The sequence below is a fragment of the Vibrio sp. S9_S30 genome, from assembly GCF_014694455.1.
GTDB lineage: Bacteria > Pseudomonadota > Gammaproteobacteria > Enterobacterales > Vibrionaceae > Vibrio.
In genome coordinates this window covers 182,604-205,724 of record NZ_JAAUWT010000001.1, presented here as the reverse complement: position 1 = coordinate 205,724, position 23,121 = coordinate 182,604, and the positions used below count along the sequence as shown (strand labels likewise).

Annotated in this window: 21 protein-coding genes; 11 read left to right on the top strand and 10 right to left on the bottom strand. The window is 45.8% G+C overall.

Annotated elements, in window-relative coordinates; genetic code table 11:
• Positions 1-20: 20 nt before the first annotated feature.
• The 5 genes from surA to HC752_RS00960 all read left to right on the top strand — a co-directional run bounded on the left by surA (position 21) and on the right by HC752_RS00960 (position 4,414).
• Positions 21-1,331, top strand: a complete 1,311-nt coding sequence (gene surA / locus HC752_RS00980) for a peptidylprolyl isomerase SurA (protein WP_190333216.1) — start codon at positions 21-23, stop codon at positions 1,329-1,331.
• Positions 1,321-2,310: a 4-hydroxythreonine-4-phosphate dehydrogenase PdxA gene (gene pdxA, locus HC752_RS00975; protein WP_190333215.1), complete on the top strand. Its 990-nt coding sequence runs from the start codon at positions 1,321-1,323 to the stop codon at positions 2,308-2,310. Before surA ends, pdxA begins: the two co-directional genes overlap by 11 nt.
• Positions 2,307-3,116: a 16S rRNA (adenine(1518)-N(6)/adenine(1519)-N(6))-dimethyltransferase RsmA gene (gene rsmA / locus HC752_RS00970; RefSeq protein WP_190333214.1), complete on the top strand. Its 810-nt coding sequence runs from the start codon at positions 2,307-2,309 to the stop codon at positions 3,114-3,116. The genes pdxA and rsmA overlap by 4 nt, the downstream gene beginning before the upstream one ends.
• A 94-nt stretch (positions 3,117-3,210) precedes the next feature.
• On the top strand, positions 3,211-3,591 hold the full coding sequence (gene apaG / locus HC752_RS00965; protein ID WP_190333213.1) for a Co2+/Mg2+ efflux protein ApaG: 381 nt from the start codon (positions 3,211-3,213) through the stop codon (positions 3,589-3,591).
• 10 nt (positions 3,592-3,601) lie between these two features.
• A complete protein-coding gene (locus HC752_RS00960; protein WP_190333212.1) occupies positions 3,602-4,414 on the top strand; it encodes a symmetrical bis(5'-nucleosyl)-tetraphosphatase in 813 nt (270 codons plus the stop codon).
• A gap of 64 nt (positions 4,415-4,478) precedes the next feature.
• On the opposite strand, the gene folA is transcribed toward HC752_RS00960, so the two are convergent.
• The 6 genes from folA to rplU all read right to left on the bottom strand — a co-directional run bounded on the left by folA (position 4,479) and on the right by rplU (position 8,322).
• A complete protein-coding gene (folA, locus tag HC752_RS00955) occupies positions 4,479-4,964 on the bottom strand; it encodes a type 3 dihydrofolate reductase (protein WP_190333211.1) in 486 nt (161 codons plus the stop codon).
• Between the two features lie 18 nt (positions 4,965-4,982).
• Positions 4,983-5,447 carry a threonine/serine exporter family protein gene (locus tag HC752_RS00950; protein WP_190333210.1) on the bottom strand — a complete coding sequence of 155 codons (465 nt, stop codon included), beginning with the start codon at positions 5,445-5,447 and terminating at the stop codon, positions 4,983-4,985.
• A complete protein-coding gene (locus tag HC752_RS00945; RefSeq protein WP_190333209.1) occupies positions 5,444-6,211 on the bottom strand; it encodes a threonine/serine ThrE exporter family protein in 768 nt (255 codons plus the stop codon). Before HC752_RS00945 ends, HC752_RS00950 begins: the two co-directional genes overlap by 4 nt.
• Positions 6,212-6,314: 103 nt before the next feature.
• A complete protein-coding gene (gene cgtA / locus HC752_RS00940) occupies positions 6,315-7,481 on the bottom strand; it encodes an Obg family GTPase CgtA (RefSeq protein WP_190333208.1) in 1,167 nt (388 codons plus the stop codon).
• Between the two features lie 249 nt (positions 7,482-7,730).
• A complete protein-coding gene (gene rpmA, locus HC752_RS00935) occupies positions 7,731-7,988 on the bottom strand; it encodes a 50S ribosomal protein L27 (RefSeq protein ID WP_190333207.1) in 258 nt (85 codons plus the stop codon).
• 22 nt (positions 7,989-8,010) lie between these two features.
• Positions 8,011-8,322 (bottom strand): 50S ribosomal protein L21, encoded by a 312-nt coding sequence (gene rplU / locus HC752_RS00930; protein ID WP_101113345.1) that lies wholly within the window; start codon positions 8,320-8,322, stop codon positions 8,011-8,013.
• A 267-nt stretch (positions 8,323-8,589) separates the two neighbouring features.
• Here rplU and ispB point away from each other — a divergent pair, with 267 nt between their 5' ends.
• Complete coding sequence (ispB, locus tag HC752_RS00925; protein WP_190333206.1) at positions 8,590-9,561, top strand: octaprenyl diphosphate synthase; 972 nt, start codon at positions 8,590-8,592, stop codon at positions 9,559-9,561.
• A 290-nt stretch (positions 9,562-9,851) separates the two neighbouring features.
• Here ispB and mdh read toward each other — a convergent pair whose 3' ends face one another.
• Positions 9,852-10,787 (bottom strand): malate dehydrogenase, encoded by a 936-nt coding sequence (gene mdh / locus HC752_RS00920; protein ID WP_190333205.1) that lies wholly within the window; start codon positions 10,785-10,787, stop codon positions 9,852-9,854.
• Between the two features lie 394 nt (positions 10,788-11,181).
• Between mdh and argR the strand changes: the two genes are divergently transcribed.
• The 4 genes from argR (at position 11,182) to HC752_RS00900 (ending at position 16,300) form a co-directional block, all read left to right on the top strand.
• A complete protein-coding gene (gene argR, locus HC752_RS00915) occupies positions 11,182-11,652 on the top strand; it encodes a transcriptional regulator ArgR (RefSeq protein ID WP_101113429.1) in 471 nt (156 codons plus the stop codon).
• 316 nt (positions 11,653-11,968) lie between these two features.
• The gene (locus tag HC752_RS00910; RefSeq protein ID WP_190333204.1) at positions 11,969-12,949 is read left to right on the top strand and encodes a TAXI family TRAP transporter solute-binding subunit; all 981 of its coding nucleotides are present in this window, start codon (positions 11,969-11,971) and stop codon (positions 12,947-12,949) included.
• Positions 12,950-13,205: 256 nt separating this feature from the next.
• Entirely contained in the window at positions 13,206-15,785 is a 2,580-nt protein-coding gene (locus HC752_RS00905) for a TRAP transporter permease (protein WP_190333203.1), read from the top strand.
• Positions 15,786-15,859: 74 nt separating this feature from the next.
• Positions 15,860-16,300, top strand: a complete 441-nt coding sequence (locus HC752_RS00900; protein WP_190333202.1) for a universal stress protein — start codon at positions 15,860-15,862, stop codon at positions 16,298-16,300.
• A gap of 152 nt (positions 16,301-16,452) precedes the next feature.
• Here the strand turns inward: HC752_RS00900 and HC752_RS00895 are convergent, their stop codons facing one another.
• The 3 genes from HC752_RS00895 to rapA form a co-directional block, all read right to left on the bottom strand.
• Positions 16,453-17,406, bottom strand: coding sequence for a D-2-hydroxyacid dehydrogenase (locus HC752_RS00895; protein WP_190333201.1), 954 nt, complete (start codon positions 17,404-17,406; stop codon positions 16,453-16,455).
• A gap of 27 nt (positions 17,407-17,433) precedes the next feature.
• Positions 17,434-18,171 (bottom strand): bifunctional tRNA pseudouridine(32) synthase/23S rRNA pseudouridine(746) synthase RluA, encoded by a 738-nt coding sequence (rluA, locus tag HC752_RS00890; RefSeq protein WP_190333200.1) that lies wholly within the window; start codon positions 18,169-18,171, stop codon positions 17,434-17,436.
• A gap of 75 nt (positions 18,172-18,246) precedes the next feature.
• Positions 18,247-21,156: an RNA polymerase-associated protein RapA gene (gene rapA / locus HC752_RS00885; protein WP_190333199.1), complete on the bottom strand. Its 2,910-nt coding sequence runs from the start codon at positions 21,154-21,156 to the stop codon at positions 18,247-18,249.
• A gap of 402 nt (positions 21,157-21,558) precedes the next feature.
• Here rapA and HC752_RS00880 point away from each other — a divergent pair, with 402 nt between their 5' ends.
• Positions 21,559-22,932 carry a PhoH family protein gene (locus HC752_RS00880; RefSeq protein ID WP_190333198.1) on the top strand — a complete coding sequence of 458 codons (1,374 nt, stop codon included), beginning with the start codon at positions 21,559-21,561 and terminating at the stop codon, positions 22,930-22,932.
• Positions 22,933-23,121: the final 189 nt, after the last annotated feature.

Below are 23,121 nucleotides of genomic sequence, written 5' to 3'. Positions count from 1 at the left end.
TGATGTACATGGAAACATAAATGAAAATCTGGAATAAAACACTACTCAGTCTCACCGTTTCTCTTGGTTCATTTGGCGCGCTTGGTCCATTAGAAGCCTTCGCCCAGCCAGTAGAGCTTGATAAAGTCGAAGTGATCGTGAACGAGGGTGTCATATTAAAAAGTGACATTGACTCAGCAATGAAAACCATCCGTGCCAATGCACGTTCCGCCAATCAATCGTTACCCGCTGAAGACATTCTGAAAGAGCAAGTCTTAGAAAAACTGATCCTAGACACCATACAAACGCAGCTAGCGGAAAGGCTGGGGGTCCGAATCGATGATAATCGCCTAGAAAGTGCGATTAAAGAAATCGCGGAAAACCAAGGGAAAACCCTGCCTCAGTTACGTGAGTTATTGACGAGCGAAGGTTTGAGCTACGCTGAGTTTCGTGATCAAATACGAAATGAAATTGCAGCCTCTGAAGCTCGAAATGCCCAAGTACGTCGCCGAATTAATATTCTTCCTGCCGAAGTCGAAAGTTTGGCTGACATTTTAGCGAAGGAGAGCAATGCGACAGTTCAATACAAAGTGAACCACATCCAATTGCGATTTAATGATTCTCAAACTAAGCAAGAGGTCGAGGATCAAGCTAACCTACTAGTCTCTCGGATCAACGATGGTGAAGACTTCAAAACCATGGCATATACCTTCTCAAAAGGTCCTAAAGCCCTTCAAGGGGGGGACTGGGGATGGTTAAGAAAAGAAGAGATGCCCACCATTTTTGCAGATCAAATTACCACGCAGGGGAAAGGCGCCGTTATTGGACCTTTTCGAAGTGGTGTGGGCTTCCACATTATTCAGCTTGAAGATGTAAAAGGCTTGGAAACCGTTTCAGTGACAGAGGTGAATGCTCGTCATATTTTGCTCAAAACATCCGTCATTCTGAGCGATGAGGGAGCGAAGCGAGAACTGAACGAATTTCTCCGTCAAATTAAAGCCGGAGAAAGAACGTTTGGCGACTTAGCCCAACAATACAGTGCCGATCCCGGTTCGGCTGCGAATAATGGTGAGCTAGGTTTTCAAACACCCGATCTTTACGTACCGGAATTCAAACACCAAATTGAATCCCTTCCTGTTGGTCAACTGAGTCAACCATTTAAAACCGTACATGGCTGGCACATTGTTGAAGTTTTAGAAAGACGACAAGTGGATAGAACCGATTCAGCCATGACCAATAAAGCGTATCGAATTCTATTCAACCGGAAATTCAATGAAGAAGTAGGCGCATGGATGCAGGAAATACGTGCTGGTGCTTACGTTGAAATTCTGGGAGATAAAAATGGCGGTTAGACGAATTGCTGTCACGGCGGGTGAACCTGCAGGAATTGGTCCAGACCTCGTACTTGCGCTTTCCGAACATAATTGGGATCACCAAATCATTGTCATTGCCGATAAAGCAATGCTAATCCAGCGTGCTCAGCAACTCAATATCCGCGTTGATCTCATTGATTACAATGCCAGCAGTGCTGCGGTTCCTCAAAAAAGCGGCACACTCATTGTGGATCATTTGTCTACCGCTAAAGACGTTGTTGCAGGGGAGCTCAACGATGCCAACAGTCACTATGTACTTCAAACATTAGAAAGAGCCGCTCAGGGCTGTATGAATAATGAATTTGATGCTATTGTCACCGGTCCCGTGCACAAAGGCGTCATTAATCGCGCCGGCGTTCCGTTTAGCGGGCATACTGAATTCTTTGCCGAAAAGTCGAATACCCCATTAGTTGTGATGATGCTGGCAACTGAAGGGTTGCGTGTTGCTTTGGTGACCACTCATATTCCTTTGGCTTACGTCTCTCAGGCTGTCACGGGAGATCGTCTAGAAAAAATCATTGATATTTTGCATCAGGATCTGGTTGATAAGTTCGCAATAAAACACCCTAAAATTTACGTATGTGGGTTGAATCCGCATGCGGGTGAAGATGGCTGTTTGGGTATGGAAGAAATCGAAACCATCACCCCTACTCTAACGAAGATCCGTCAAGAAAAAGGGTATGAGTTGATAGGTCCACTTCCTGCCGACACCATCTTCAATCAAAAGTATTTACAAGAAGCTGACGCTGTCCTTGGGATGTATCACGACCAAGTATTACCGGTATTAAAGTACAAAGGGTTCGGGCGTTCTGTTAATATCACGCTCGGTTTGCCGTTCATTAGAACCTCAGTAGACCATGGTACAGCACTTGATTTGGCAGGGACTGGTCAGGCGGATACAGGAAGTTTCCAAACAGCGCTCACGCACGCTATCGAATTAGTAGAGAAGAAACAATGAGAAACGATGTCCATTTAGGACACAAAGCGCGTAAACGTTTTGGTCAAAACTTTTTAAACGATCCTTACATCATTGACGGAATCGTTTCGGCGATCAATCCACAACCGGGGCAAAATTTGGTTGAAATTGGTCCTGGACTTGGTGCCATCACTGAACCCGTAGGTAAAGAGGTCGACAAATTTACGGTGATTGAACTAGACCGAGATTTGGCTGAGCGTCTACGAAATCACCCAGAATTAGGCGAAAAGCTGACGATTCATGAAGGTGACGCCATGCGTTTCGATTTTACGCAATTGGTTCAGCCGAACAACAAGCTGCGTATTTTTGGTAACCTGCCTTACAACATTTCTACACCGCTGATGTTCCACTTGTTCGAATTTCACAAAGACGTTCAAGACATGCACTTTATGCTGCAAAAAGAAGTGGTTAATCGCCTAGCAGCAGCACCAGGTAGCAAAGCTTACGGTCGACTGACGGTCATGGCTCAATACTATTGCAAAGTGGTGCCTGTACTGGAAGTCCCGCCCACGGCATTTGTTCCGCCACCGAAAGTGGATTCTGCGGTTGTTCGTTTAGTGCCTTACGAAGACATCCCATACCCTGCTACCAGTTTGAAATGGCTGGATCGAGTGTGTCGTGAAGGCTTTAACCAACGTCGTAAAACCATTCGAAACTGCTACAAGGGTCTACTCACGGCAGAACAGTTAGAAAATCTGGGCATCGACGCCAGTATGCGCCCTGAAAATATCACATTGAAGCAGTTTGTCGACATGGCAAACTGGCTAGATTCTAACCACTCTAACTAGAATCTGCACTTCGAAAGCTGATTAATGCCTTAAGTCTGTTATAGTTAACTCATATACCGGATTTAAGGCTTTTTTGCATCCAAGGAGCGCTTATATGGACGTATCCCATCCTTGTATCAAATGTCAGGTACACACGAAATATGTTCCTGAACAATCCCAACCCGATCAAAATCGATACGTTTTTGCCTACATCATCACCATCAAAAACCTCAGTCATCAGTCTGTACAACTGATGAGCAGAAAATGGCTTATCACTGATGGCAACCAAAAACAATTGGTGGTGGAAGGGGATGGCGTCGTTGGAGAACAGCCCATCATTGACGCTGGCGACGAATACACTTACACCAGTGGCACCGCGATTGAAACACCAATCGGTGTTATGCAAGGTCACTATCTAATGCACGATCAATCTGGCGGTGAATTCAAAGCCGATATCGATCCTTTCCGTCTCGCTGTACCTAATATCCTCAATTAAGGAAAATTCATTGGCAAATTACATTGTTGGTGACATTCAAGGGTGTTTCGATGAGCTGACCCTCTTATTGGCATCAGCTCAATTTAACCGAAAAAAAGACACACTGTGGTTGGCGGGTGATCTTGTGGCTCGAGGGAGTAAATCACTGGAAACACTCAGATTTGTAAAGGAACTAGGTGATGCAGCAAGAGTGGTTCTTGGTAATCACGATTTGCATTTACTAGCGGTATACCATGGCATTAGCCCTCTTAAAGAGAAAGACAAAACCGCCCCTATTATTGAGGCTGGCGATTGTGACGAGCTGATGGCATGGCTACGAGAACAACCTCTTATCGCAGAACATGATGAATTTGTGATGTGTCATGCGGGCATTTCACCTCTATGGAACTTACACACAGCACGTAAAGAAGCACGGGAGGTCGAATCCGTTCTGCAAAGCGATAAATGGATCTGGTTACTAGAAAATATGTACGATAACCAGCCAGAGCGATGGGATCCGACGCTGCAAGGCATTGAACGTTATCGATACGCCATTAATGCGTTTACAAGAATGCGCTTTGTGCATTCCGATGGGAGCTTAGATATGGCGTGTAAACTTCCCCCATCCGACATTTCCGATGGCAGTTTAATGCCTTGGTTTGAGTTTCCTAACAAGGAAAATATCGAAAAAACCATCCTATTTGGGCATTGGGCTGCACTAGAAGGGGTGATCCAAGACAAGGTGATCGGGTTAGATACAGGGTGTGTCTGGGGAGGGGAACTGACGATGATTCGTTGGGAAGACAGAAAACTATTTACACAAAATGCATTAACGTTAGGCTAGAACGCCCACGTCAGATTCGAAAAACATAAAGGGAAGAAGTGTGACTCCTTCCCTAACAGAAAACTCAGCTTACACGCTCTAAAACCACAAATTCTAGGTCATACGCATTTTTTTCATCTTTGCTAAACTGTTCTTGGTACGTTTGCTTCCAACCTTCTCCCCAATCAGGAAACTGAGTATCGCCATCTATATCAGCATCAATATGGGTTACATAAAGTGTGTCTGCAATAGGTAAGCACTCTGCGTATATTGAACCGCCACCGATGATCATAAGCTCTTCCATCCCATCAACCAGTGACTTGGCTTGCTCAATACTGGTGACTGTCTCTACACCATCAATGGCTAAACTCGGATCTCGACTCACAACAATATTTCGACGTCCAGGCAGAGGTCGCCCAATAGACTCGTAAGTTTTTCGCCCCATAACGACAGGTTTCCCCATCGTACAACGCTTAAACCATGCGAAGTCTGCAGGTAGATGCCATGGCATATCATTGTCTTTGCCAATTATACGGTTACGAGCCATTGCGGCAATCATACTAATCTTCATTTGGATCCCTTGGTGCAACTAAACAATGGGTTTGCGGCGGTAGAATAACAAACCCGGCATCGCTAAGCCAATGGCCAAACCCGCAATGATAAACATGGCTTTCAAGAAGTTTTCAACCAAGGCGCTAAACAGAATTTCGCTATACCCAAGGCTGTTCAACTCAACCAATGCAATCATGGCTTTAAACGCATAAACCCCTGGTACCATAGGAATTAAAGCAGCTACCGTAAACACTTTGGGGTGGGCTAAAAATCGATGTGACCAACGCACACCAATAAACCCCACAACGGTGGCAGCAAGAAACGTCGCCCACTCAATAGGGACACCGTATTCCATCAATAAGAAACGGCTACCATGCCCTAAAGCGCCACCAATGGCACAAAATTTAAGTGCGTTCACCGGAACATTAAAAACCAACGCAAAGCCGACAGCAGGAATGGCGGCGAAAAACATATCGTTAATCAGCGCTAAAATAACACTCATTCTATCCACCCCCACACACCGACAATGCTCATGGCTCCGATAATTCCCAACGCGGTTGCCAACGTCAACAAACTTGCCATAACGAATCGGGCGATCCCCATGTTGACATACCCTTTTAGCATGTCCGCAACTGCATTGATCAGAGGCACACCAGGAACCAACATCAAAACGGATGACGCCATCACAATAAATGGCTCATTACCGATATGGAAAACAACGGCTTGGGCTGAAACTAACGTGGTGACAAACGCCGTGACTGAAAAGTTGAGAAAGGGATTGAAATGTCGATGACCAATTTCTTGCCGAACGACCATACCGACCGAGGAGGCTAGAAACGTCATGAGGAAAATACACCAATCCCCTCCCGCCAACCGGCTAAAAGATGCACATGATAAACCTATCATCAATACCACTAACCAACGGTTGTAACGCTCAGGACTGATCCCTGCCAGCTTATTTTTAGCAAGCTCACAATCCAGCAATCCTTTTTCCATCAAGATACAGATACGTTGAACTTGGGTAACCACTCTCATATTAATCCCCCGATCGGGGCTACGTCTTGCAGTGGTGATACAATTACCGTCCTTTAACGTGGTGACCACGACTGAACTCGCAGACAGAGACACCTCCACTTCATCCATATGGCTTGCTAACCCAATTCTCCGTGTGATATCGCCGACCAACGTGCTTTCCGCACCATGAGCCAATAGCATTTGCGCTGCTTGAGCGATAAGCCGAGTGACTTCTCGCTGATTGTTCCCCATAACTTTGCCCCTCAATTGATGAGCAGAAAATTATACAATTGCTGGACAAATAAAAAATGCCGCAACCAAAGTTTGCGGCATTTTTAAAATAGATACGTGTGGGTTAGTCTCGAACGTAGATAACGTGACCGTCATCTTCTTCATCGTCCCAGTCGTCATCATCATCTTCTGTGATGACATTTTTACCACTCATGGCATCTTTGTGGTAATCATCCCACATGAAGTCGACTTTATCTTCTGTCTCTTCCACTTCTTCTTCACGAGGAAGACTTTCCATAAAGTCAGCAAGCTTATAACACAGCTCTTTTGTGCCTTGCTTATTCACAGCAGAAATTTTGAAATAAGGAGCTTCCCAATCAAGTGCATCCAAGATTTCTTGAATTTTCTCGTTAGCTTCATCTTCTGACATTAAGTCTGTTTTATTGAAAACTAACCAGCGTGGCTTCTGAGCCACTTTTTCACTGTATTGTTCAAGTTCATCGATAATGGTTAATGCATTCTGAATCGGATCACTTTGATCAATAGGCATAATGTCGATCATGTGAAGCAATACTCGACAACGCTCTAGGTGTTTGAGAAAACGGATCCCTAAACCAGCCCCTTCGGCTGCACCTTCAATCAAACCGGGGATGTCCGCAACCACGAAACTTTTTTCCGGAACAACACTCACAACGCCTAAGCTTGGAATAAGCGTGGTAAAAGGGTAATCAGCCACTTTGGGTTTAGCTGCCGATACTGCTCGGATAAATGTCGATTTACCCGCATTTGGCAATCCCAGCATACCGACATCAGCCAACAATAGTAACTCAAGACGCAGTTCACGAACTTCGCCTTTCGTTCCCATGGTTTTCTGACGTGGCGCACGATTAACAGACGACTTAAAGCGTGTGTTCCCCAGTCCATGCCAACCACCTTTGGCGACCATGATTTTCTTACCGTGCTCTGCCACTTCTCCCACAACTTCATTCGTGTGGATATCGACCGCACGAGTACCTACCGGCACTTTCAAGATGATATCTTTACCACGCTTACCCGTACAGTTACCACCACGACCGTTTTCGCCACGCTCAGCGTTGTAAAAACGTTGGAATCGATAATCGATAAGGGTATTCAGGTTTTCATCCGCTTGGACATACACATCACCGCCATCACCACCGTCACCACCATCGGGACCACCTTTGGCGACAAACTTTTCACGCCAAAAACTCACAACGCCATTACCGCCGTCGCCAGCATCAACTTTAATTACCGCTTCATCAACGAATTTCATTTTTTACTCCGCATTTTGTGCGTTGCAATACCACCTGAGTAAAGTGATATAAATTCTAGCCGATCCAGATGTAAGATCGATCACCTGAAACCCAGGTTCACTCTGCATTCAGGAACAAAAAGAAAGACCATCTAAAATAGAATTCGATATTTATCATTTAGATAATAACCTGATCTTGCTTTTGGCTCTGTCATAAATAAAAAACCCCGCCGAATCGGCAGGGCTTTTAAATTCAGCTAGAAACTAAATTTATTCAGATTCGATGCTCACGAACTTACGGTTTTTAGGACCTTTCACTTCAAATTTCACTTTACCTTCAGTAAGAGCGAAAAGAGTGTGATCTCTACCGATACCAACGTTAGTGCCAGCGTGGAACTTAGTACCACGTTGACGAACGATGATGTTACCTGCAAGAACAGATTCACCACCGAAACGCTTAACACCAAGACGTTTGCTTTCTGAATCGCGGCCGTTACGAGTAGAACCGCCAGCTTTTTTGTGTGCCATTGTTAAACTCTCCTAATATCGATTAAGCGTTGATGCCAGTGATTTTCACTTCCGTGAACCACTGACGATGGCCTTGTTGCTTACGAGAGTGCTTACGACGACGGAACTTAACGATTTTAACTTTATCGCCACGACCGTGCTTAACCACTTCAGCAGTTACCTTGCCGCCCTCTACAAGAGGAGCACCAACAGCAATTTCTTCGCCATTAGCTACAAGAAGAACTTTGTCGAACTCAACAGTTGCGCCAGTTTCAACGTCTAATTTTTCTAAACGAAGAGTTTGACCTTCGCTTACACGGTGTTGTTTACCACCAGATTGGAAAACAGCGTACATATTTTACTCCGCTTTTTCCGCACAGCCTATGCTATGTGAGCAATTTGGGTGTGCGCTAAACTAATCATCAATAGGGCGCAGATTCTACAGAAAGGCTATCCCCATGACAAGCCATATTTTTAAAAAATTGGCGAAAAGCTAATCGCCAAAGAAAAGTGCTCCAATCATGCCGTTAGATAATGCATTTCGCAACGAATTTTAGTGTAATATTCAGCAATTAATCAAAATCATTAAGCCTTACAGGGTATAACCTCAGCCGGAAGAACAATGGATTTTAAAGCTATCCAAGCGCTCACAGCCGATGATATGGCAAAAGTGAACGAAACCATCCTTGCTCAACTGAACTCTGATGTGAGTTTAATTAACCAATTAGGATTTTATATAGTGAGTGGTGGCGGTAAACGAATTCGTCCGCTACTTGCTGTGTTGTCGGCTCGTGCACTGGGCTATGAAGGGAATAGCCATACCACTGCGGCAGCCTTTATTGAGTTCATTCACACCGCTACTTTGTTACACGACGACGTTGTTGATGAATCCGATATGCGTCGTGGCAAGGCTACTGCCAATGCAGCGTTTGGAAACGCAGCCAGCGTACTTGTGGGAGACTTTATTTATACTCGCTCTTTTCAGATGATGACGACACTGGGGTCCATAGAAATCCTTAAACTCATGAGCGATGCGGTCAATATTATTGCTGAAGGAGAAGTTCAGCAATTAATGAATTGTAATGACCCTGACACAACAGAAGAAAGCTATATGCAGGTCATCTATTCAAAAACAGCGCGTTTATTTGAAGTTGCAACTCAAATTGGTGCCGTTTTAACTGGGGCATCTCCAGAAGTTGAAAAGGCAATGCAAAACTATGGAAAATACTTAGGTACGGCGTTCCAGCTCATTGATGACGTTATGGACTACACATCTGACGGCAGTGATATGGGCAAAAACGTGGGGGATGACCTTGCTGAAGGAAAACCAACCTTACCTATTCTATACGCCATGCAAAATGGTACAGAAGCGCAGCGAGCGATGATTCGTGAAGCGATTGAAAAATCCAATGGTATGGAACGCTTTGACGACATCATGCAAGCGATGCATGACACCTCTTCTCTGGAGTACACATCGAATCTTGCTTATCAAGAAGCCGATAAAGCCATTGCGGAGCTTAGCGTGCTTCCGGAGTCAGAATATAAGCAAGCACTTGTCAGCTTGGCTCATATGGCCGTTAAACGCAGTAAGTAGCCGAGGGGAATCAACGGATACAGGGGGAATCCCCCTTCCTTTACTATATTAAAACCAAGTTTTAAACAATCTTAACCTTGGACAAAAACGGTCTAACTCATCAAATTAAATGGACATGTGTTTTATGTCCCTTCTGAGCGAGTTTGTTCTTATAACAAGGCTGATTCACGCGTCAATAGCCAGTCTACTGCAAATCATTTCAAGACCGTTAACAGCAAAAGCAACGGTATACTCGAAATAAAAAAACCGACCAAACGGTCGGTTTTGAATGTCTGGATATTGCAAGTCTTTTACTTGGCGAAGTCCACACCGATGCTGATATCGCCTTTCAGCGTATCTAACATGCCATCAAGTGCCGCTTGCTCGTACGCACTGATTTCACCGTAGCTCAAGACTTCTTCCACGCCATTCTTACCAAGTTTAATTGGCTGCGCGAAGTACTCTGCATGCTCACTGCCACCATCAACATAAGCACACTCAACCACACCTTCTTCACCTTGAAGCGCCTTCACAAGCGAAAGACCGAATCGACAAGCTGCTTGTCCCATCGAAAGCGTTGCGCTACCGCCACCGGCTTTCGCCTCAACAACCTCAGTACCAGCATTTTGAATGCGTTTGGTTAGCGCATCGATTTCTTCATCGGTAAACTCGACGCCTTCAACTTGTGAAAGAAGAGGAAGAATAGTCACACCAGAGTGACCACCAATAACAGGGACACGAACATCGCCTGGATCTTTGTCTTTTAATTCCGCGACAAATGTTTCTGAACGGATAACATCCAATGTTGTCACCCCAAACAGTCTGCGCTTGTCATAAACACCTGCTTTCTTAAATACTTCCGCAGCGATTGGTACGGTAGTGTTAACAGGGTTGGTAATGATGCCAACACACGCTGTTGGACATACCACCGCAATCTTTTCCGCCAATGCTTTTACGATACCAGCGTTAACATTAAACAAGTCTGCGCGATCCATACCCGGCTTACGTGCAACACCTGCTGAAATCAGTACAACATCCGCACCTTCCAATGCTGGAGTCGGGTCTTCACCTGCATAACCTTTAATTGAAACCGGAGTTGGGATATGGCTCAAATCTGCCGCGACACCCGGAGTAACAGGTGCGATGTCGTAAAGAGCAAGATCAGATCCAGCGGGTAGACGGTTCTTTAGTAGAAGTGCGAGTGCTTGACCAATGCCTCCTGCGGCACCAATGACGGCTACTTTCATGGTTATTCTCCTTGGGTAATTTAGCAATACATCACGTTAAGGTATGAAACGTTTGTAAGTCGTTTTTTCACCTAAATTGTAGATAAGAAACTATAGTAACTACGTTCTTATTACAATTAATTAACGACATCTTTGCGACTTCGCGCAAATCGACTTTTCCGTGCTACAAAACGAAGCAAAAGCATGCTCTTAAAACCCAAAGCATACAACAAGTTTGATCAGCATATTTGTGGAATGAATCTCATCTCAACGCATCGAAATATTGAACTTTTCATCGAAGAGTAAGGAATGAGTAGAAGTGACTTTAGTAGCAGAAATTGGGCAGAGATTGGTGAAGGTGTGTTATCTATGCAAAAATAGCAAAAATAGTTTGAACTATATGAAATTGAGAATCATGCGAAATACAGAAAAACAAGACAACCTTGTACGTGCTTTTAAAGCGCTATTAAAAGAAGAACGCTTTGGTTCACAAGGGGAGATCGTCGATGCTCTGAGAGCGGAAGGTTTTGAAAACATAAACCAGTCCAAAGTGTCTCGGATGCTCACCAAGTTTGGGGCGGTTCGTACAAGAAACGCAAAAATGGAGATGGTGTACTGTCTTCCTGCGGAACTTGGGGTACCGACCGTATCCAGCTCTCTACGAGAATTAGTCTTAGACATAGACCACAACAATGCACTGGTCGTGATCCATACAGGACCGGGAGCTGCACAGCTTATTGCTAGGCTGTTGGATTCCTTAGGTAAATCCGAAGGGATCTTAGGTGTTGTCGCGGGGGATGACACTATCTTTATTACACCGACTCTCCCAGTTCCAACCAAGGAACTGTATGACTCAGTTTGTGATTTATTTGATTACCATGGCTAAATTAACGCTCATGCAACTAACAAATAGATTATTTCACTAATATTTTGATATGAGTCACATTTAAAGCAATCTACGAGAAAATCAGTAAAAACACCTAACCTCATGAAAAATAAACATTTTATTGGGCTAGGTGTTTCCCTTATTCCTTTCATCCCCTAGACTTATCCTCTATAGAAATTAACATTCTTGTAATTTCCAACCAATTTTTTGCTATTATTCAGCCACTTTTTCATCTAATGGACTGAAAAAGATGCCGTTTCCAATAGGAAACTATTCCACATTCGTGGCGAATAATGAAAATAAGGAAGGGAAATTCATGGCATTTAAACACCTTGTAAAAATCAGTGTGATGGCAGCAGCGGTAGCTGGTGCTGGTGCTGGTGCTGGTTCTGTTCATGCTCAAGAATTCATCACCATTGGCACAGGCTCTGTAACTGGCGTTTATTACCCAACGGGTGGCGCAATTTGTAAGCTTGTGAACAAGGGGCGCAAAGAACATAATATTCGTTGCTCAGTTGAATCCACTGGTGGTTCTATTTACAACGTTAATACCATCCGAGCTGGTGAATTGGACTTTGGTATCGTTCAATCCGATTGGCAATTCCATGGTTACAACGGGACAAGCAAGTTCTCTGAACAAGGTCCGTACAAAAAACTGCGTGCCATGTTCTCTTTGCACACAGAACCATTCAATATTATTGCTCGTGCAGATGCTGGTATCGACAACGTTGCAGACCTTAAAGGCAAGCGCGTCAATATCGGCAACCCTGGTTCTGGTGACCGTGCCACAATGGGTGTCGTTATGGACGCGTTCGGTTGGACGAACGATAGCTTCAAGCTAGCATCAGAACTTAAAGGTTCTGAGCGTTCTCAAGCACTTTGTGATAACAAGATTGATGCCTTCATCTACATGGTTGGTCACCCAAATGGTTCAATCAAAGAGGCTACAACGTCTTGTGATGCCAAACTGGTTTCCGCAACAGGTAAAAACATCGATGAAATCGTTGCGAACAACCCATACTACGCTTACAGCAATGTCCCTGCTGGCATGTACCGTGGTACAGACTCTGACGTGAAGAGCTTTGGTGTTGCGGCAACAATGGTCACAACATCAGACGTGTCTGATGACGTCGCCTACAATGTTGCCAAAGCCGTATTCGAAAACTTCAATGCGTTTCAACGTTTGCATCCCGCATTTGCCAGCCTGAAGAAAGAAGACATGGTAAAAGCAGGGCTTTCTATCCCTCTTCACCCAGGTGCTGAGAAGTACTACAGAGAAGTGGGCTTGCTAAAATAAATAAGTAGAAACTTCAGATAAATAAGGAGGCACTTACGCCTCCTTTATTGGTATATCAAACAATCGTTGCTCCTGCTATACCACTTCAATTTGACAGACATACTGTTTCAACATACAAGTCATTGTTTTCATCAGTCTCAATAGCTAGACTGATAAAACTTGTTAACAATTTATTAACACCCTTCGTTACATTAATTGAACGACCTGCTGCTGGACTTGCAGCATATAACACCAGAATATAATAAGGATAACGTACATGACGCAGACAACAACACCGTCTCAAGATGTGCAAGATATGGTGGCACAAGCCGATACTGGATCGCGAAACCCTGCTGGGATTCCGGGTCGGATTTTATGGTTTGCCCCTCTTTGTTGGTCTCTTTTCCAACTGTGGTACGCATCACCCTTACCATTTATTTTCAATGTTGGCGTTCTGAATGACACAGAAGCCCGAGCGATCCATTTAACGTTTGCCGTATTTTTAGCCTTTACGGCCTACCCTGCTCTAAAAACATCGCCTCGCGATCATATTCCATTGGTGGATTGGGTAATGGCGTTAGCGGGCAGTTTTGCCGCGGCTTATATTTATCTCTTCTACACTGAGCTCGCAGGCCGTTCTGGCGCGCCAACCACATTTGATATCGTTGCTGCCGTCACAGGTATGGTGCTGCTATTAGAAGCCACTCGCCGCGCACTGGGTCCTCCTCTAATGGTGGTTGCTGCCGTCTTCCTTACTTACACGTTTGCGGGTCCCTATATGCCCGATGTCATTGCACATAAGGGGGCAAGCTTAAATAAAGCAATGTCGCATTTATGGCTGACAACAGAAGGGGTATTTGGTGTTGCCCTTGGGGTATCAACCTCTTTCGTCTTTTTGTTTGTGCTGTTTGGTGCCATGCTTGAACGCGCTGGTGCTGGTGCGTACTTCATCAAAGTCGCATTTTCGTTGCTGGGTCATATGCGTGGGGGGCCAGCGAAAGCCGCCGTTGTTGCCTCTGGATTATCTGGTCTCGTGTCTGGTTCTTCGATTGCCAACGTGGTCACAACAGGGACGTTCACCATTCCGCTGATGAAACGTGTTGGCTTCCCAGGCACGAAAGCGGGTGCCGTAGAAGTAGCGGCATCGACCAATGGTCAACTTACGCCACCAATTATGGGGGCTGCCGCATTCTTAATGGTGGAGTATGTCGGCATTTCCTACGTTGAAGTTATTAAGGCCGCGCTGCTGCCTGCACTGATTTCTTATATCGCTTTGATTTACATCGTTCACCTAGAAGCATGTAAAGCGGGCATGACGGGGCTTCCTCGCCGCCGCGTACCAACACTTGTACAGAGTTTGCTATCCTTTACCGGCACCATTCTAGGTTTGTGTGTGATCAGTGCATTGGTCTACTACGGGATAGGTTGGACAAAAGATGCCTTTGGCGAGGCAGCAACACCGATCGTAACGGTTGCTCTACTTATGGCATATTTAGCGTTAATTCGTATTTCAGCGAAGCATTCTGAAGAAGGCGCTATTTCTATCGATGCAGAATTAACCGAAGTTCCTGAGCCGGGTCCGACCATTAAATCTGGATTGCACTTCTTACTGCCGATTGTCGTTCTGGTTTGGTGTTTAACCGTTGAACGTTTCTCTCCCGGTCTTTCTGCATTTTGGGCAACCGTATTCATGATTTTCATCTTGATTACTCAGCGCCCGCTCATGGCTATCTTGTCTCAATCCGGCAACATTAATGAGCAGGTTAAAGAAGGGTTTGTAGACTTAGTTGAAGCGCTGGTTTCTGGTGCGCGCAACATGATCGGTATTGGTGTGGCGACAGCTGCCGCTGGTACGGTTGTGGGTGTGGTAACACTAACCGGTATCGGCTTAGTAATGACCGACTTTGTGGAATTCATCTCTGGTGGCAGCATCATCTTGATGTTGCTATTTACCGCCATCATCAGTTTGATTCTTGGTATGGGCTTGCCAACCACGGCGAACTACATCGTTGTATCCACACTCATGGCACCCGTTATTGTTACCTTAGGTGCCGCTCACGGGCTGATCATTCCATTGATTGCGGTTCACCTGTTTGTGTTCTACTTCGGCATACTTGCAGACGATACCCCTCCCGTCGGTCTTGCCGCCTTTGCCGCTGCGGCGATTGCGAAATCCGACCCAATTAAAACGGGTATTCAAGGTTTCACTTACGATATTCGAACCGCCATATTGCCATTCATGTTCATCTTTAACACTCAGTTACTGATGATGGGCATTGAATCTTGGTGGCACCTATTTTTAACCGTTATCTCCTCTATCATTGCAATGTTGATTTTCTCTGCTGCGACACAAGGTTGGTGGTTTACGAGAAACAAATGGTGGGAAACGGTGCTTCTACTTGTACTGACTTTCTCATTCTTCCGTCCTGGATTCTGGTGGGACATGCTCTACCCAGCAAAAGACTACTATGAAGGTCACGAGATCGCTCAAGTAGCAGAAGGTCTAAACGTCGGTCAAACGTTAGAACTGCGTGTTGGCGGTGAAAACATTGATGGTGATTACAGCGAAAAAACCGTTCGCTTACCATTTGACGATTCTGCCATAACAGGCGAAGAACGTGTTGCATCAATGGGGTTAACGCTCAGTGAAATGGAAGGTCGTATGATCGTTGACATGGTTGAGTTTGGCAGCCCAGCAGAAGCATCTGGTGTCGATTTCGATTGGGAGATCAAGTCTGTGGTCTTGGAAGCAGACAGACCAATGAAAGAATGGGTATTTGTTCCCGCTCTGATGATCTTATTTGCTATGGCTTGGAATCAAAGGCGTCGTGCGAACAAGGACGCCATTCCAGCTTAATTGACCTGAGCTCAGGTTATCTACTTCTAAAATCGACAGCGTTGAATTCAACGCTGTCTTACCAGAGATAAGCTATGTATAAAAATATTTTGGTTCCCGTCGACCTGAATGACGAAGGCTTTGCTGATAAAGCAATAGAGCTCGCGGTATGGCATGCGAAGCATTCGCAAGCCAAAGTGCATTTGCTGACAGTACTTCCGGGGATTCACAACTCAATGGTGGCCACTTACTTCCCTAAAGATGCCGCGAGCCAAATGAAGAAAGACGTCAAAGCACAATTGCAAGATGTGGCGGATAACAGCTTAACCAGCGCCAACATCAATAACGAGGCCCATGTAACGGAAGGCAAGCCTTACGCCGCCATTTTGAAATACGCGGATTCGTTAAACGCAGATTTGATCATCATGCCAAGCCACAAGCGTTCAAAACTCAACAAAGCCGTACTGGGCTCCGTTGCAGACAAAGTAGTACAGAGCGCCAAAATTAGCGTACTCGTGGTCAAACCTCAGAGTTAATGCGTCGACAAGTAAGACATCGATGGCTGAAAAATCGATGGCTGAGAAATCGATAGTTAAAGCATCGATAGTTAAAGCATTAATAAGTTAAAAATATTCATGGTTAAAAAGCAGAAGTTTAACAAATGAAAGCACGTTTCGGCGTGCTTTTCTTATGCCACTCGATTCGCTAAATTACCCGCCACATACGACTCGAGATTGTCTATCAGGATCTCACACAGGCGTTTAATGGCGCTATCGCTTCCCCACGCGACATGCGGTGTTAACAGCAAGTTGGGAAGGTGCATATTCGCTATCAACGGGTTGGATTCGTCAGCCGGTTCTTGGGTAAACACATCCATTCCTGCTCCCGCAATTTGCTGGGATTTTAAGGCGTGAATTAATGCGAACTCGTCAACCAGCCCTCCACGTCCAGCGTTAAGTAAAATAGCATTAGGCTTCATGGTGCTGAGCTCAGATTGACCGATAAGATTGGTGGTTGCTTCCGTTAATGGGCAATGCAGCGAAACCACGTCGGCTGTTTCCAGCGCCTCTTCGAAGGAGACATAGCCCTCGCGACAAACATGCTCCCCTTTGCGTTCAGAGTAGATCACCTTCATACCGATGGCTTGTCCAAGTGCACCTGTCGCTTTGCCCAGTGCACCCGACCCTATGATCGCAAGCGTTGAGCCAGCCACATCACCGATGGGATGAGTAAAGAAACAGAATTGCTTTTTCTTTTGCCACTCCCCATTTGCAATGTCTTGATGGTATCCCATGAGATTCCGTCGGAGTGCAAACAACATAGCGATCACATGTTCAGGGACGGATTGGGTGGCATACCCTTGAATGTTACAGACAGAAATCCCATTCTCGGCGCAATACGCCAAATCGACGTTATTGGTTCCCGTAGCGGCAATCGCGATCAGTTTGAGTTTAGTTGCCTGTGCCAATATTTCTTCATTTAAAATGGCTTTGTTTGAAATCACGATGTCTGCATTTTTTATGCGCTCAACGGATTGGGCTGGCGTGCTAAGCGGGTACTCTTCCCATTGATGCTCAAAAGAAGGTCGTGGAACAAAAATATGGGCTGGGATCGTATCTCGATCTAAAAAGACGATGTTCATTTACGGGCTCCTATTCACCCGCATAGCTTATGGTCTAGGCAGGGATTTGTAATCGGGTAAGGTTTTATCAAGCTGAAATTCTTGCAAAATTTCCGCTTCAGCTTCGGGATAGAAATCACAAGACACAAACATCGCCTCTAATTCTTGAGAACGAGGGTGATAAAACGTCAGCTCTGTTGAGTGAAGTTCAAGCCGAGTGGAATATGCCATGGCGTCTGGCGTGGCATAAAACTCATCCCCAACAATCGGATGCCCTAACGCTTGCATGTGAACGCGAAGTTGATGAGAGCGCCCAGTGATAGGCAATAAGCGAACGATGGAGGTGAGCGCCTCCTTTTTCACGATCTGATATCGCGTTAAAGAAGGTTTGCCGTGTTCATAACACACTTTTTGTCTTGGTCGATTCGGCCAGTCACAAATGAGCGGTAAATCCACCGCCCCTTCATCGATATCTGGGTGCCCCCAAACACGAGCGTAGTAAATTTTATGGGTAAGACGGTATTGAAATTGCTTTTTTAAAGCGCGTTCCGCGTCTTTATGCTTGGCAAACAACATCAACCCCGATGTCGACATATCGAGGCGATGAACCACTTCTAGCTCCGCATACTCCTCGCGTAAACGGCTCCACATACAATCAGCGTGCTCAGGTGCGCGTCCGGGCACAGACAACAATCCCGATGGCTTGTTTGCGATCAGGATATCCTCGTCTTCGTACGTAATGTCTGTCCAAGGAGTCGTAGGAGGAGTGTATTCAAGCATCGCCATAAAACGTATTTTCTTTTGCGGAGAGAGTAAATAAAGGAGAAATGAGCCTCGCCCATTTCTCCTCCTGCTTTTCAATCAATTATGGCTGACCACAATCAATCGAAGTGAATCCAACTGAATCTGAGCATGTTGGATGTACCCCGTCAGTTCCTTGATTTGTTGCTCAATCGCTTCCAGCTCTTCATCACGGATATTTGGGTTCACGGCTTTCAGTGCTTGCAAGCGTTCCAGTTCACCATTGAGGTTAGATTGCATGTCATTCAACGCCGATTCCCGCACTTTCGACAAATGGCTTTGAATATGCCCTTCACCTGCTTCGATCAACTTATGGATATCCCCTTGAACCGAGCTCACTAGCTTGCTGGCAAGATGACGGTTCACCGGACTTAGCTGACGGTTGAACCCTTCAAATTCGACTTGCTCAGACAAATCATTGCCTTTGCCATCCAGCATCATGCGAATCGGGGTTTGCGGTAAGAATTGCGACAAGCCACTGCGCTTAGGTGCTTGCGCATCCACGAGGTAAACCAGCTCAAGCAATATAGTGCCTACGGGCAACGCTTTGTTTTTCAGAAGCGATACCGCAGAGGTTCCCACCCCTTCACTGAGCAGTAAATCGATGCCCCCTTGGATCATTGGGTGTTCCCAGCTCATGAAGTGCATGTCTTCACGAGAAAGCGCCGTATCACGGTCAAAGGTAATGGTTGCACCCTCATACGGTAATCCTGGGTAGCTTGGCACCATCATGTGCTCGGAGGGGGTGACCACCAGCGCATTTTCACCTTTGTCGTCTTGGTTCAGACCTATGGTATCAAACAGGCTCAATGCAAACGTCACTAAATTCGTGTCACCGTCGGTTGACTCTATTTGCTCAACAATTTTCTGGGCTTTTTCACCGCCATTAGAGTGGATTTCCAGTAATCGGTCACGGCCTTGCTCCAGTTTGGCTTTCAGCTCTTGGTTCATGTGGCGCGATTGTTCAATCACCTCATCTAACGTTTCCGTGTTTCCGCACGCCAACATCTCAATCAATTGCTCAGAATATTGGTCGTACACCGCTCTGCCCGTTGGACAGGTTTCACTGAACGCATTCAATCCTTCGTCAAACCAGCGCGCAATAATGCCCTGAGAGGTGCCTTTTAGGTAAGGGACATAAATGTCGATATCGCGCTGCTGACCAATACGATCCAATCGCCCAATACGCTGCTCCAGCAAATCTGGGTTGAACGGCAAGTCAAACATCACAAGCTGGCTCGCAAACTGGAAATTACGGCCTTCCGAGCCTATTTCCGAACAGATCAGAACCTGTGCACCACCTTCCTCTTGAGCAAAGTACGCCGCCGCTTTATCTCGCTCCAGTATTGACATGCCTTCATGGAACACGGTAGCCCGAATTCCTTCACGCTCTCTTAGTGCTTGCTCTAATTGCAATGCTGTATTCGAGCGAGACGCAATCACCAACACCTTCTCACTGCGCTTCTCTTTCACTTTTTCGATAAGCCAATTTACGCGAGAATCAAACTGCCACCACGTTGCGCTATCCCCTTCAAACTCTTGGAAGATCTCTTCAGGGTAGAGCATTTTCATGGCGCGAGCTTCTGGCTTCATTTGTCCACCGAGCATACCCGCCACACGCATTGCGGTAGTGTACTGACTTGGGATTTCCATCGGCAATAAGTGGACGTTGCGTTCAGGGAACCCTTTAATGGCTGCTCTTGTATTTCGGAACAGCACCCGCCCCGTACCATGGCGGTCCATCAAGTTATCAATCAACTCCTGACGTGCCTTGGCTTTGTCTTGCTCTTCGCAACGGCCTTCGATAATGCGGAACAAGGGTTCAACATCTTGCTCTGACAGCAATTCGGTAATTTGGTTTTTCGCCGAGTTTTCCAGCTTCTCTCCAGAGAACAACATCGCCACAGCATCGGCAACGGGCGCGTACTGTTTTTCTTCTTCCACAAAGGCACGGTAATCGTAAAAACGGTCTGGGTCCAAAAGACGAAGACGCGCAAAGTGGCTTTCATGACCCAATTGTTCTGGTGTGGCGGTAAGCAGAAGAACCCCCGCCGTGCGTTTGGCTAACCCTTCTACAACTTGGTATTCTCGGCTTGGGGCTTCTTGGCTCCACTCAAGGTGGTGCGCTTCATCCACCACCAGCAAGTCCCAGTCGGCATCTAGCGCTTCTTCAAAGCGCTTTTTGCTCTTCCGTAAAAAATCCAGAGAACACAAAACGTATTGCTGCGTTTCAAATGGGTTGTCGGCTTCGGCGTAAGCTTCGATACAACGCTCTTCATCGAACACTGAGAAGTGCAAGTTAAAGCGACGCATCATTTCAACTAACCATTGATGCTGAAGCGTCTCAGGCACCACAATTAAGATACGCTCAGCTCGACCAGACAACACTTGCTGGTGAATGATCATGCCCGCTTCAATGGTTTTCCCCAAGCCCACTTCATCTGCCAGTAAAACGCGAGGCGCATGACGACGCCCTACTTCATGAGCAATATACAACTGATGAGGAATCAAGCCTGCACGCATGCCGCACAAGCCACGCATCGGGCTTTTATGCTGCTGATACTGATTGGTCAGTGCGCGGTAACGCAAAACAAAGTTGTCCATACGGTCGATTTGACCAGCGAACAATTTATCTTGAGGTTTGTTAAATCGAATTTGATTGCTCAGCATGATTTCACGCAAAATCACACCGGATTCTTCCGTATCTGTGCGCGTACCGAGGTAAGAAAGAACGCCATTGTCATCGACGATTTGTTCGACTTTTAAAGTCCAGCCTTCTTGAGCATCAATCACATCACCAACATTGAATGTGACTCGGGTAACGGGGGCATCAGAACGCGCATACACACGGTTCTCTTCCGATGCCGCAAAGAGCAATGTAACGGTTCTCGCATCCAGTGCAACTACCGTCCCCAAACCCAAGTCACTTTCTGTATCACTAATCCAGCGTTGGCCTAAAGCAAATGTCATGTGGTTGATTACCTCATTGAATATTTCGGTTTTTACCAGAGTAAATCATTATGGCTTTACCCTGTTTCAAAGGGCGCTCATCTTACTTGAACACGTGATTCACGTCACGTTCAACACGAGTAATTGACCTCTTTTTTTTACCCATTTCGCAATTGCAATCGAAGTGTAAAAAAATTGTGACAAATCTAAAATACAAACTCACAAACTGTTGCTTATACTTATTCATGAGCTCACACCGAAATAGGACAAGGTGTTGAGTTTGGTATCTAAACGGGTCTGAAGTAAGTCACTCTCTTAGCGGTACCTTTTTCAGGGTTTTGGTAGCCCTCGCCTTCAGCAGTGACCTATGCCTCAGATAAATGCTTGGCTAAGCACTCTGCTGCGGCAGAAAAGGAGACGCTTATGGGCGATACCGACCGGAAAATTTTTGTATTGGATACAAATATCCTTCTGCATGAACCTTTCGCCATTTATTCCTTTCAAGAACATGATGTGGTCATTCCAATGACTGTCCTCGAAGAACTCGACCGAATCAAAGACAGTAAACGCGATGTCGCGAGGGACGCACGCGTAGCGATTCGAGCTATGGAAAACTTATTTCACGATGCCACACCAGAGCAAATCTCCGAAGGCATCCCTCTTTCCAAAGAAAACGCAGGAGGCACCTTAGCCATTCTTGCGGATTTTGAATTACAAGAAACCGTACGAGCGTTTGCCGATAAGGCTGGCGACAACCGAATCTTAAACGGGGTGATCTACCTACAGAACAAATGTTCCCCCCGAGAAGTGGTGCTTATCACCAAAGACATCAACATGCGACTGCGTGCTAAAGGCGCAGGAGTCCGTTTTGTTGAAGACTACCGAACAGACCAACTGATTGATGATGTGCAATTCCTAACCAAAGGATTCCATACCTATGAAGGGGATTTTTGGGCAAACATTGAAAAAGTGGAAAGCCGAAGCGTAGGAGGGCGTACTTATCATGACATCAACAAAGCGTTGCTTGAACCCACTTTTATAAACCAATACATTATCGACCAAGATACCGACTTCGCCGCCCGAGTCGATTCCATTGAAAATCAAACAGTAACCCTCAAACATTTAAGCCGAGAGCGCTTAATGAACCGGCAGGCATGGGACGTCAGCCCAAAAAACATCTATCAAGGAATGGCGTTAGATGCTCTTCTTGATCCGGATATCGACTTAGTCATTTTAACGGGAGCGGCAGGCAGCGGTAAAACCATGCTGGCCATGGCGGCCGCATTGGAGATGTCGATTGAACGGAATCAATTCGATAAGATCATTGTTACGAGGAACACACCCGACATCGGCGAATCCATTGGCTTCCTCCCAGGGACGGAAGAAGAGAAAATGATGCCTTGGCTCGCCGCCGTGACCGATACACTGGAAGCGCTGCATAAAAACGACCACTGCACGGAAGGGTCGCTCAAATACATATGCGACAAAGCCAACATTCAATTCAAATCGATCAATTTTATGCGAGGTCGCTCCATCCAAAATGCCTTCGTACTTCTGGATGAGTGCCAAAACCTTACCGCCTCCCAGATCAAAACCATCATTACCCGATGTGGCGAAGGCACCAAAATCGTGTGTTCGGGCAACCTTGCACAAATCGATTCCACCTACCTAACGCCAGTCACCTCCGGCTTAACGTATATGGTAGAGCGATTCAAAAACTTTGAAGGCAGTGCCAACATTCACCTCAACGGCGTGGTGCGAAGCCGCTTGGCAGAATACGCTGAAGAAAATTTATAACGCTTATTTCTTTGCAATCCATTACAGTTCACTCTAACGAATGCCTTTCACCTGCTCGGTGAGAGGCATGTCTTTACTGACATTTAGAGCTAATTTTCCAGCCCAGTTTCACCACCTATTTTTTAAGTATTGGGCTAAGTTCTCAGGTTGAGTTCATCATTTTTGAGACCAGTTCCACTTTTCCTTCCC